The organism is Bifidobacterium criceti (genome assembly GCF_002286935.1).
Classification (GTDB): Bacteria; Actinomycetota; Actinomycetes; order Actinomycetales; family Bifidobacteriaceae; genus Bifidobacterium; species Bifidobacterium criceti.
Window position 1 is genome coordinate 75,039 of sequence record NZ_MVOH01000001.1, and the last position, 11,652, is coordinate 86,690.

Here is an 11,652-nt window from a genome sequence, read left to right on the forward strand (position 1 = left end):
CTTAACCGTGTCCTTGCTGCCCCAAGAGCCACCGTGTGGCGGCACGGTATGCTGGGTGGTGTTGGCGCACAGGCAAGGCAGCTGCACGCAAAGCTGACATGGATGTAGAGGAGAGGGAATCTGATGTCGAACACCACGCTTGAGCACATCACCCAGCAGTTCGTGGATGCATGGTCGGTGCGCGGAACCCAGCGCATCGTTGGGGAGAAACAGCAGACGCAGAAGTTCTGGAACGGGCTCGTGCGCGATGTGCTTGGCCGTCCGGATCTGGAGAAGTAGGCGGAACCGGAATACAAAACCGCCGCGAACGGGTTCACGCCGAGAGAAGTGTTATGTTGTATTGTTATAACGCACACCGTGTGAGGCTCGGGAATAAGCCGTTTTGGTTAAGCTGTGCCGGCGGTTTTAGATAGTCTTTCGGCTATGCATATAAAGGAGTGGTTAATGGCGACAGAATACACTGACGTGGAACTATGCGCCGGCGCTGGTGGACAGGCGTATGGGCTTGAACTCGCTGGCTTCAAACACGTTGCGTTAGTCGAAATAGATAAGCATGCTTGTGGAACATTGCGGCTCAATCGGCCAAACTGGAATGTGATAGAGGCTGATTTGCGCGAGTGGGATCCGAGCGATTACAAGGGTGTAGATCTGATCAGTGGTGGCGTCCCGTGCCCGCCATTTTCTGTCGCGGGTAGGCAGTTAGGTGAACTTGATGAGCGAGAGCTATTCAACCGGGCGTTAGAGATCATACGACAGGTCGAACCTCGTGGCGTCATGCTTGAAAATGTGCGAGGACTACTCGATCCGAAGTTCGACGTGTTCCGCAAAAATGTGTCTGACAGGCTCAGGAGATACAGATATAGTCCGCAGTGGCGGTTGCTTCAAGCTAGTGATTACGGGGTTAGTCAATTACGTCCACGCGTCATCTGTGTGGCGCTGAGGCCTGCTGACATGAAATATTTTACTTGGCCTGAACCTGATGAGGTAAACCCACCAACTGTTGGTGCACTGTTGGAGGACCTGATGGCTGCAGATGGTTGGAAAGGAGCAGCAGGCTGGGCTCGGCGAGCGGATGCCATAGCTCCAACGCTTGTTGGTGGGTCGAAACTCCACGGCGGTGCCGACTTGGGGCCCACCAGAGCGAAACGTGCATGGGCCAAGCTGGGAGTTGATGGAAAAGGTATCGCAGATGGTAACCCACCGGCTGACGCGCCTAATGACTTTACCCCGCGATTGACCGTTCGGATGGCTGCTCGCATTCAGGGATTCGATGATGGGTGGAAATTCGTGGGCCGCAAAACTGCCTCGTACCGGCAGATTGGCAATGCGTTTCCGCCGGCAGTGGCACGTAGAGTAGGTCAGCAGATTATCCACGCATGGGAGGTGGCAGATGGAGCAGCAAGCGTTGTTGGCGAGAGCAAGGCAGACCTTCCACGCTAGGCTGATTGAACGCGGTGTGCTTGGGTATACGGTAAAGAAAGGTGAGGCCGTCGCCTCAAACGCTGATGTGAGTCAAACCGTGAGCAAAGCTATTGGCTACGGCATCATGCAACGCGTGTTGGATGAGTCCCAGCAGGAGCCGCGCATACCTTTGTCTGGGCAGGCTCTTGGGGCCCAGTTTGAGTTTGCCGTGTGCGACTTCATCTCCGACACGTTTCCGCACCTGGGACATCTGCGGCCGGGTGAGTGGATAATCAGAAGACTCGGCAATAAAAATGCCGTCACTGAGAAGAGCTTTGCGCAATACGAGCATTTAGCGGAATTAGGACAAGCTGTGGAGCAGAATCCTGTACTGCAGGCGGCCTTAGGCAACGATTATGTAGTCGCGCCTGATGTCATTGTTGCTCGACTGCCAGAAACAGATGCCATGATTAATGCGCCATTTGCTGTGGTGGATGACACAATTGCAGTTCTCTCTGATCTGAGGCAGCGTCCTACTGGGGAACCGCAGCGAGCGCCAATATTGCATGCTTCCATATCTGCCAAGTGGACCATGCGCTCCGATCGTGCGCAGAACTCACGAACAGAGGCTCTGAATCTCATTCGTAACCGAAAGGGGCAGGCGCCACATATTGCCGTCGTGACCGGCGAGCCGGCACCTAGTAGGCTTGCGAGTCTTGCATTGGGCACAGGTGACATCGACTGCATGTATCATGCCTTCCTCCCCGAGCTTATTGAGACTGTTGATGAGCTTATAGGGCGTGAGGACCTAGCTGAACTAGTCCACACGCTTGTGGATGGTAAGCGACTTAAAGACATAGCTGATTTGCCGCTTGATTTGGCAATATAGTAAGTAATTGACGCGGGGCATAGATAGATGCTTCAGTGCAAGTCTTTGTCATCTGTCATGCAATGCTCGGTGGAAATTACGCGGATGCACTGCGTGATTGGTGCAATATATAGGCCGCCACTAATGATTTACTGTTTAATGGAATCTGATCCTGATGGCTTCGCGTTCGCCATTATCGAATCGAGGATGTTCATGGCGTGGCAGAAAGGCATCGGCGGTCGTCTCAAATCCGCCTGCAATTTCTCGAATACAGTCGTGTGGAACAATCTCCCATTGCCCGAGATCACCGATGACATGCGCGCGCAGATCATCGCGGCGGGTCAACGGATCCTCGACGTGCGCAAACAGCATTCTGGGCAGTCGCTCGCTGATCTCTATGATCCCTACGTGATGCCGCTTGACTTGCGCAAAGCCCACGAGGACCTCGACAAGCTCGTCGACCGCGCATTCGGTGCGCCACGATGGTTCGGATCCGACGATGACGCCCGCCTCCAACTCCTCTTCGCCGACTATGCACGCCTCACTCGCACAAAGGAGCGCCGGTGACACGACGACTGCTGGACGTCACAGCGGTGACGGCGCATACGGAATACGGACCCACCGGTGAACGTAGCGACGTGCCATTGCCGCTCGATGCGGCCGAACCGCAGACGACCCGCGGCCTCATCGAAATCGCCGTGCACGCGCAATTGTCCGTCGAGAACCCGATCCTCGAGCACGCCACATTCCAGCCGGGGCGTTCGCTCACCGTGACATGTGCACTGACCGGATATGCGCAGCCCGCGCCGGAATCGCCGATCCTGTGCCTGTACCAGCACAAGGAGTGGTGGATGAGGCCGTCTTGGGTGAACGGTTTCGAGGATGTGCCGGAGCGCACGCAGATGGTGCTGTGGCGGTCGGCGGACGGATGTTGGCATGTATTGCTCGCGGTGAGCAATGGGGAATGCCGCGCTGATATCCGCGGTGCCGGAGGATGCGCGCGTGAGGTGGCAGTCGACGTGTCGACGAATCAGGTGGGGCATACGACGGTGGAGGGCCTCGCGCTGCTGTACGCGCACGGGGATGACCCGTATGCGCTCGTTGAACGATGCGCACGACGTGCCGCACACGTCAACGGCATCGCGGCGATCGATGGTCGTCCGTTCCCGGAGGCGTTGCGTGGCCTTGGCTGGTGCACGTGGGATTCGCTTGGGCAGGACGTGAGCGAGGACGGCATCCTCGCCAAGATGGACGAATTCAAGGCAAAACAGGTGCCGGTTTCGTGGGTACTGATCGATGACGGTTGGTCGCAGACGCACAACAACAAGCTGACCGGTTTCGAAGCCGATCCCACCCGCTTCCCCCAAGGGCTCGCGCACACGATCGACGTGCTCAAACGGGACTACGGTGTGCGATATGTGGGCGTATGGCAGGCGTTCCACGGGTACTGGGGAGGCGTCGACCTCGAATCCGATGCGTTCAATGCGCGCGGATACATGTTCGAGACATTGCCGGATGGCATGACCGTGCCATCTGCACAGCCGACATCGGATGTGCGTGTGGATGGCGCATGCCGTGCCGAGTTCGGTTGCGGACGGTTCTGGTGGCAGTGGGACGAAGCGCTCGCCCACGCCGGCGTCGACTTTGCGAAGGTGGATGCGCAGAGCACGATGTCGGTGCTCACGAGGGGCGCACAATCGTACGGTACGCTGCTCGTGCGGCATCGTGCGGTGGACCTTGCGGCGTCCGCATGCTTCAATAACGCGCTCATCAACTGCATGGGCATGGCGCCTGAGAACTACTGGAGCCGCCCGACGTCGCCGATCACACGCACAAGCGACGATTTCTTCCCGCGCATCCCCGAATCGCTTCCCGAACATGCGATTGAGAACGCCTACTGCTCACTGCTCATGGGCTGCCTCTACCACTGCGACTGGGACATGTTCTGGACGAAGCACCCCGACGCGCATGTGCACGCATGGCTGCGCTGGTTCAGCGGTGGTCCGATCTACTGCTCCGACGCGCTCGGTGAAACCGAACCGGAGACGCTGTGGCCGTTCTTCGACGAAGACGGCGTGCTGACACATCCCGATGGCGTGGGCGTACCGGTCATAGGCAGTTTGCTCGCCGATCCGGTGCATTCCACGGTGCCCCTTGGCATCCGCAACACGTTCCGCGGCGAAGAGGTCGTCATGTTCCTCGGGCTGAACACGGACGCGCGGCAGACCGCACACATCGGCGGTGACGGATCGGCATATGCGGTGCGTGATCTGGAGACCGGAGACCATACGCAGATCGGCGCCAACGAACCATTCACAATCGAGCTGTCCTACGGCGAATACGCCGTCTTCGCAATCGAATACGAATCCTCTGACGACGAACAGTGACCGACGACAATCGCACATCCGCACAAAATACTTTCCCACACGCCAACAGCGCACAGCGAATGGGAAACAAAATACGCGGAGACTACGATGTTCTCATCTTCGAAACCATCGGCACACCAACGAAGGAGCTGCACACATGACGACCCTCAACCGACCTTCCATCCCCGACGACGTGCGCACGAACGGCGCGACACCCAACCCATGGTGGGCGAACGCGGTCGTCTACCAGATCTATCCGCGCAGCTTCCAGGACTCCAACGGCGACGGCATCGGCGATCTCAAAGGCATCACAAGCCGCCTCGACTACATCGCCGACCTCGGCGTCGACGTGATCTGGCTGAGCCCCGTCTACCAGTCGCCGCAGGACGACAACGGCTACGACATCTCCGACTATCAGGCGATCGATCCGCTCTTCGGCACGATGGAAGACATGGACGAACTGCTCGAACAGGCGCACGCGCGCGGCATCAAGGTGATCATGGACCTCGTCGTCAACCACACGTCCGACGAACACCAATGGTTCCAGGAATCACGTGATCCAAACTCGGACAAGGCGGACTGGTACTGGTGGCGCCCCGCGCGCGAAGGCAAGACACCCGGCGAACCGGGCGCCGAACCCAACCAGTGGGGATCGTATTTCGGCGGCTCCGCATGGCAATACGACGAACAGCGCGGCGCATACTTCCTCCACCAATATTCGAAGAAACAGCCCGACCTCAACTGGGAGAACCCGGCGGTACGCCAAGCCGTGTACGACATGATGAATTGGTGGATGGACCGCGGCATCGACGGCTTCCGCATGGACGTCATCACCCAGATCTCAAAAGTCGTCGACACACACGGACGGCTCCCCGGCGAACCCGGCTCCGACATCGACGACTACCCGGTCGGCGAGGAAGGCTACTCATCGCCGTACCCGTTCTGCTCGGACGGCCCACGCATCGACGAGTTCCTCAAGGAGATGCGACGTGAGGTTTTCGAGAAGCGCGGCGGCTACATGAACGTCGGCGAAGCCCCCGGCGTCGACGCCGTGCGCAACGAATACATCACCGACCCGGCGAACAAGGAACTCGACATGCTGTTCCTCTTCGACCACGTCGGCATCGACCAAGGCGACTGCAAATGGGACATCGTCAAGTTCGACGTGCGCCATCTGCGCGAACAGCTCAAAGCGCAGCAGGAAGCCGTGCATGACCGCGGGTGGGCGAGCCTGTTCACATGCAACCACGACCAGCCACGCGTCGTGACACGGTGGGGCGACGACTCGGACGAAGAGAACCGCGCACACTCCGCGAAAGCCTTCGGCATGCTCATACATCTGCACCGGGGCACGCCGTACATCTACCAGGGCGAGGAACTCGGCATGACGGGCGCGCATTTCACGAAACTCGAACAGTACCGCGACCTCGAAGCGATCAACGCATACCGCCAGCGCGTCGAGGAAGCGCACGTGCAGACCAGTGAATCGATGATGGGCGCGCTCGCGATGTTCGGCCGCGACAACGCGCGCACGCCGATGCAGTGGGACGGCTCGCGATACGCCGGTTTCACGGCGGCGGACGCGGCGCGCGAACCGTGGATCTCGGTCAACCCGAACCATGTGGAGATCAACGCGGCTGCGCAGTTCGACGACCCGGACTCCGTGTATGCGTTCTACAAGAAGCTCGTCAACCTGCGGCACAACAGCCCGGTCGTCGCAGCCGGCGAGTGGGAACTCGTCGATGACGATGACGCGGCGGTGTACGCGTTCACGCGCACACTCGGCGAGGACCGCATGCTCGTCATGATCAACCTGAGCGGCAGGCATGCGGCACTGCCAGCGCGCGTACAGGAGCTGCTGCGCGATGGCGTGGGGGAGGATCATGTGGTGCTGAGCACCTATGACGCGATCCACAGCGTCAAGTCGATCGCGAAGGGCGAGCTCGCCGAATGGGAAGGCGTCGTCGTCCAGCTGTGACGGCGGATGCACTGGACACGATATGCGGATCTGCCTCATGGTTGCGGCCACTACGCGGACGCCGGAGTGGCCGCAACCGTGCGGAACCTTACAATAACGGGTTATGGAACAGAAAGATGTGTTGCAAGCGATGTGGCATGACCATGCCGCCGAATTGAAACTGGCCGCCGAACGACTCGATGGGACCGCGAAACATACGCAGATCATCGCGTCCCCGGTCCTGTCGGAAATGACCGGCCACAAGATCCTGCTCAAGCCTGAGAACCTACAGGTGACCGGATCGTTCAAGATTCGTGGCGCTTACAACAAGATCGCGTCGCTCACCGACGAAGAACTCGACCGCGGCATCGTCACCGCGTCCGCAGGCAACCATGCGCAGGGCGTCGCGTACGCGGCGCGCGAACGCGGCGCGAAAGCGACGATTCTGATGCCCGAGATCACGCCTCCGCTCAAAGTGGACGCGACGAAAGCGTACGGCGCGGACGTCGTGCTGCACGGCGACGTGTTCGACGAGGCCGCCGCATACGCGATCGAACTGAGCCAGAACGAAGGCATGACCTATGTGCCGCCGTTCGACGACTACGAGGTATTGTGCGGCCAGGGCACGATTGCGATGGAGATCCTCGAGGACGTCCCGGACGTGACCGACATCGTCGTGCCGCTCGGCGGCGGCGGCCTTGGCGCGGGCGTCGCGCTCGCCGTGAAGACGTTCCGCCCCGACGTGCGCGTCATCGGCGCGATCCCCGAAGGGTCGCCCGCATGGCGCAAATCACTCGACACGGGCCGTGTCGTCGCCGCCGACAAAGTCGTCACATCGGCGGAAGGCGTCGCCGTGCGCCGTCCGGGCGACCTCACGTTCGCGCTCCTCAACGAGTTCCTCGACGACCTCATCGAGGTCTCCGAGCGCGACATCAACGAAATGATCCTGCTCATGCTCGAAAAGCACAAGATGGTCGTCGAAGCCGCGGGCGCCGTTTCACTCGCCGCGCTCGAGCACCTCAACCTGCGCTCGCGCAAGTTCGCGGAAGCACAAGGGGAGCATGTCGTCGTCCCGATCATGTCGGGCGGCAACATCGACACCGTCACAATCGGCGCCGTCATCCAGAAGGGCATGATCGCGCGCGGCCGCATCATGAACTTCGAAGTCGAACTGCCGGATACGCCGGGCCAGCTCGTCAAGGTCGCGACGATCCTCGCGAAGGCGCGCGCGAACGTCATCGCACTCGACCATGACCAGTTCAAGGCGAACGGCCACTATACGAATTCAGTCGCGCTCGGCGTCACCGTTGAGACGAACGGTCCCGAACACATCGAGCAGGTCATGCAGATGATGCGCGAGGCCGGCTACACGCCGAAACGCATCTACTGATGCCGGATTGTACGGATCTGTGGTTCTGTGGATTGTGCGGATTCCGCAGATCCGTACATCGATGGTGATCGCGTACGTGGCATCGATGAGTTTCACGTGCAACGTGCGCGTGCGTGCATGTTGCACGTGAAACAGACATCATGACGAACCAAGGACCGGGCATACGGAACGATGTTCCGTATGCCCGGTCCTTTTTGTTGTTGTCGCGCGCGTTGTGCGGCGTGGTTCGCGCGCGTACAACGCCGCTTGTCGCGTGAAATGTACCGCTCATCGCAACGACGGGGTTTCCGATGGACGATTCGGGTACGGTTGCGGTAACGGTCCGCAACGGCGGAACCGAAGAAACGGAAGAGAGGAGCGCGGCCATGCGCGTCGAATTGTCGGTCGGACCCACAGTGGGGCACGAGGAGGCGCGCATCGCGGCGCGCGCGTCGTGCGCCGCGCTCGACAAGGCGGTCGAACTGCTCGCCTCGATCGGCGCCGACGCGACGATCATCGAACGCGAAGGCGGCCTGTGCAACGCGGTGCTCGGCAGACGCGGCGGCGACGCCATTGTCGTGCCGATCCCCGACGTCATCGTCGCGCGCGCGGACAACGGCGCCGTGCAGCTCGTGACGACGAAGGGCACGCTCAAAACAAACAGCCGACTCTACGAACTCGAACGTCAGCTCGGGGCGGATTTCGTACGTGTGAGCAAATCCGCGATCGTCAACATCAACGCGATCGACCGCGTCGAAAGCGGCTTCGGCGGCGCGTACGGCGTACGTATGCACGACGGCGCCGTCGAATGGATCTCACGACGCTACCTCGGCGCATTCAAGTCCGCGATCGGCATGTGAATGCGCGCGGCGCGTCCTATATTCAACAATTCAATATCGTCAATACATATCGTAAAGGAGATTGATATGAACAACGGACTTGAGTCGAACAGTGGCGTCGGCAAAGCACTCATGAAATACACGGCGGTCGGCATCGGCATCGCCGCGTTCATCTCGATGGCGTTCTCGGCGATCGCGGGTCTTGTGATGGGCGGCGATACGGGCGCGCTCCTCGTCAAGCAGTTCGCGGCGATGCTCGCGATCGGCGTCGCCTACGGTGCGCCGGCAGTCGTCTGGCTCAACGACCGCCTCGCGAAATGGGCGCAGATGCTCATCGCGCTCGCGCCGGGCACGGTCGTCTACATGCTCGTCGCGTGGTGGATCGGCTGGATTCCGCGCCAATACGGCGCGTGGGCGGTTGTGAGCACCATCGTGTGCGTCGTTGTGTTCACGGCGGTCATCTCCGCGATCTGCGGTGTGGTGTTCCGCGCCGACGTGCGCCGCATGAACGCGCAGCTCAAGTTGCGTCAGCGGCGCAACTGAGCGCGGCTGCACTCACTTGTTCGCGGCGATTGTCTCCTCGACGAGCGCAGGCAGTGCGGTCGCGATGTCGTCATGGATGAGACGGTCCGCGAGCGAATCGTATTGTGTGCGCCCCATGTTCATGATCGTGATCGGCGTGCCCGCTTGCGCGGCCGCCGGCACGATGCTCGCGGCCGGGAACACTTCAAGCGTCGAACCGACGACCCACAATTCGTCCGCCTGCTGCGCCGCGCGGATCGAACGCTCCATCGCACCCTCCGGCAGCATTTCCCCGAAGTACACGACGTCTGTTTTCAGCAGTCCATTGCAGGGCATATTGCCGCTGTACGGCAGCTTACGGTGGCAATGCGGATCGGGTTCCTCGTCGAGCTTCGCCATGATGTCCGCCGTGTCGTAGCGCGCGTGGCATGTGAGGCAATGCGATGTGCCGATCGTGCCGTGCAGGTTCACGATTTTGTCCGGGCTATTGCCGGCTTTTTCGTGGAGTGCGTCGAAGTTCTGTGTCGCGATGAGGCTGAGCAGTCCCGCTTTCTCCAAATCGACGAGCGCATAGTGCGCCGCACCGGGCTTCGCGTTCCACACGGGCGATTCCTTCTGCCACCGCCACGAGTATTCGCGCGCTTCCTTGTCCGAGAGGAACGCGTCGATGTCGTACACCTGCATCTGGTCCGGATGTTTCGTCCATACGCCGTCGGGGCCGCGGAAATCGGGGATCCCCGCCGAGGTGGAGATGCCCGCTCCCGTGAATACCATGATTTTCTTCATCGGTGTGCCCGCTGCTGTCGTGTCCGTCATTGCGCCGTGCTCCTGTCCCTGTTTTCCTGATCATCGCGGTGCACGCGGTGTGCATCGTGTGCCGCTGATTTCAGTTCTACACCACGTTTGTTGTGTTGTGTTGTGCCGCGTTTGTGTGGATGTACCCGCCGGTGTCGTGCGTTGCCGCAGGTTGTGGTGCCGCTGGTCGCTGGGAGAGTGCCGGCGTCGTGCGTTCCCGCAAAGTGCGGTGCGGCTGGTCGCAGTAGTGCCTGTTTGCGTCGCGCGTCGCCGCCGGTTGTGGGGTTGGTGCCTGTATGTGTCGCGCGTTGCCGCAGATTGAGGGGCGGCACGACGCGTGCCTTCCATCAGCGTCGTGCGTTTCCGTATCGCACGGGGCTGCTGGTCGACTGGTCAGCGTCAGTATCGTGTGGCACTGCAAGATCTGGTGTCGCTGGTCGCGGGGATGCCTGCGGCGTCGCGAATGCCTGCATGGTGGATGACGCTGGATGGATGGGGGTCTGTTTGCGTCGTGTGTTGTTGCGCAGTGGGGTGGTGCTGATCAGGGGAGGGCCTCTGGTTGTGGGTCGTCGTGGACTGTGGTGTCGTTGGTGGGGGCGCTACCGGTGTGGTGGTGGGTGCGTGTTTGGTGGTGTGTGACATGTTGGGAGTGGTTTTCGACACGCGGGTGGTTGTGGTGTTGTGGGTGGTTGTTGTGGGTGGTGTTGGGTGGTTGGGGTGGTGTGGGGTGGTTTGCGACACGCCGGTGGTGGTGTTGTGTTTGTTGGGTTTTGGGGGTGTTTGGTTGGGGGTGGGTTTGCGTTTTGGTTGGGGGTGGTGTAAGTTTCTTGTCTTGCTGCCGGTCGGTGAGCTTCGGGACTGGGTCCTGGTGGTTCGTGGGCTGTGTGTGGTGGTTTGAGAACTCAATAGTGTGTACTGTACTACTTCATCATGCGACCATGTTTTTGGTTGTGTGGTGGTCTTTTGATTGCCAGTCCGATGCCCGCCCGTGTGGTACCCGAGGGGGTTTGATGGGTGTCGGGGTTTTTGTGTGACCGTCCTTCCTTATTGGATGGTCCGTCTGATTTCTTTTGGAAATTATGAGTCATCTGTTGGATGTCTTCATGAAGGTTTTTTTGTGGAGGGTTCGATTCTGGCTCAGGATGAACGCTGGCGGCGTGCTTAACACATGCAAGTCGAACGGGATCGGTTGGTGCTTGCACCGGCCGTGAGAGTGGCGAACGGGTGAGTAATGCGTGACCAACCTGCCCCATGCACCGGAATAGCTCCTGGAAACGGGTGGTAATGCCGGATGTGCCGCACCTACCGCATGGTGGTGTGGGAAATGCTTTTGCGGCGTGGGATGGGGTCGCGTCCTATCAGCTTGTTGGTGGGGTGATGGCCTACCAAGGCGTTGACGGGTAGCCGGCCTGAGAGGGTGACCGGCCACATTGGGACTGAGATACGGCCCAGACTCCTACGGGAGGCAGCAGTGGGGAATATTGCACAATGGGCGCAAGCCTGATGCAGCGACGCCGCGTGCGGGATGGAGGCCT

The 11,652-nt window shown here is 60.3% G+C and carries 10 protein-coding genes and 1 rRNA gene; 10 read left to right on the forward strand and 1 reads right to left on the reverse strand.

What is annotated here, in order from left to right:
- Positions 1–123 precede the first annotated feature (123 nt).
- The 9 genes from B1526_RS09025 to B1526_RS00355 all read left to right on the forward strand — a co-directional run bounded on the left by B1526_RS09025 (position 124) and on the right by B1526_RS00355 (position 9,343).
- On the forward strand, positions 124–279 hold the full coding sequence (locus tag B1526_RS09025; protein ID WP_157908646.1) for a hypothetical protein: 156 nt from the start codon (positions 124–126) through the stop codon (positions 277–279).
- Positions 280–444: 165 nt separating this feature from the next.
- A complete protein-coding gene (locus tag B1526_RS00320; RefSeq protein ID WP_095614146.1) occupies positions 445–1,440 on the forward strand; it encodes a DNA cytosine methyltransferase in 996 nt (331 codons plus the stop codon).
- Positions 1,391–2,290 carry an NgoMIV family type II restriction endonuclease gene (locus B1526_RS00325; protein WP_095614147.1) on the forward strand — a complete coding sequence of 300 codons (900 nt, stop codon included), beginning with the start codon at positions 1,391–1,393 and terminating at the stop codon, positions 2,288–2,290. The genes B1526_RS00320 and B1526_RS00325 overlap by 50 nt, the downstream gene beginning before the upstream one ends.
- A 138-nt stretch (positions 2,291–2,428) precedes the next feature.
- Entirely contained in the window at positions 2,429–2,836 is a 408-nt protein-coding gene (locus tag B1526_RS09230) for a type IIL restriction-modification enzyme MmeI (protein ID WP_095614148.1), read from the forward strand.
- A complete protein-coding gene (locus B1526_RS00335; RefSeq protein WP_235606947.1) occupies positions 2,833–4,656 on the forward strand; it encodes a Sip1-related alpha-galactosidase in 1,824 nt (607 codons plus the stop codon). The genes B1526_RS09230 and B1526_RS00335 overlap by 4 nt, the downstream gene beginning before the upstream one ends.
- 136 nt (positions 4,657–4,792) lie before the next feature.
- Entirely contained in the window at positions 4,793–6,613 is a 1,821-nt protein-coding gene (locus B1526_RS00340) for a glycoside hydrolase family 13 protein (RefSeq protein ID WP_095614149.1), read from the forward strand.
- A 103-nt stretch (positions 6,614–6,716) separates the two neighbouring features.
- Positions 6,717–7,982, forward strand: coding sequence for a threonine ammonia-lyase (ilvA, locus tag B1526_RS00345; protein WP_095614150.1), 1,266 nt, complete (start codon positions 6,717–6,719; stop codon positions 7,980–7,982).
- A 365-nt stretch (positions 7,983–8,347) separates the two neighbouring features.
- The gene (locus B1526_RS00350; RefSeq protein WP_095614151.1) at positions 8,348–8,821 is read left to right on the forward strand and encodes a LytTR family DNA-binding domain-containing protein; all 474 of its coding nucleotides are present in this window, start codon (positions 8,348–8,350) and stop codon (positions 8,819–8,821) included.
- Between the two features lie 66 nt (positions 8,822–8,887).
- Positions 8,888–9,343, forward strand: a complete 456-nt coding sequence (locus B1526_RS00355; protein WP_157908647.1) for a DUF3021 family protein — start codon at positions 8,888–8,890, stop codon at positions 9,341–9,343.
- Between the two features lie 12 nt (positions 9,344–9,355).
- Here the strand turns inward: B1526_RS00355 and B1526_RS00360 are convergent, their stop codons facing one another.
- On the reverse strand, positions 9,356–10,108 hold the full coding sequence (locus B1526_RS00360; RefSeq protein WP_095614161.1) for an SIR2 family NAD-dependent protein deacylase: 753 nt from the start codon (positions 10,106–10,108) through the stop codon (positions 9,356–9,358).
- 1,123 nt (positions 10,109–11,231) lie between these two features.
- Between B1526_RS00360 and B1526_RS00365 the strand changes: the two genes are divergently transcribed.
- Positions 11,232–11,652 (forward strand): 16S ribosomal RNA (locus B1526_RS00365); the annotation flags it as partial.

Excerpts from the sequence above, each read along its gene's own strand:
- B1526_RS09025 (WP_157908646.1), top strand. The coding sequence starts at position 124 with ATGTCGAACACCACGCTTGAGCACATCACCCAGCAGTTCGTGGATGCA.
- B1526_RS00320 (WP_095614146.1), top strand. The coding sequence starts at position 445 with ATGGCGACAGAATACACTGACGTGGAACTATGCGCCGGCGCTGGTGGA.
- B1526_RS00325 (WP_095614147.1), top strand. The coding sequence starts at position 1,391 with ATGGAGCAGCAAGCGTTGTTGGCGAGAGCAAGGCAGACCTTCCACGCT.
- B1526_RS09230 (WP_095614148.1), top strand. The coding sequence starts at position 2,429 with ATGGAATCTGATCCTGATGGCTTCGCGTTCGCCATTATCGAATCGAGG.
- B1526_RS00340 (WP_095614149.1), top strand. The coding sequence starts at position 4,793 with ATGACGACCCTCAACCGACCTTCCATCCCCGACGACGTGCGCACGAAC.
- ilvA (WP_095614150.1), top strand. The coding sequence starts at position 6,717 with ATGGAACAGAAAGATGTGTTGCAAGCGATGTGGCATGACCATGCCGCC.
- B1526_RS00350 (WP_095614151.1), top strand. The coding sequence starts at position 8,348 with ATGCGCGTCGAATTGTCGGTCGGACCCACAGTGGGGCACGAGGAGGCG.
- B1526_RS00355 (WP_157908647.1), top strand. The coding sequence starts at position 8,888 with ATGAACAACGGACTTGAGTCGAACAGTGGCGTCGGCAAAGCACTCATG.
- B1526_RS00360 (WP_095614161.1), bottom strand. The coding sequence starts at position 10,108 with ATGAAGAAAATCATGGTATTCACGGGAGCGGGCATCTCCACCTCGGCG.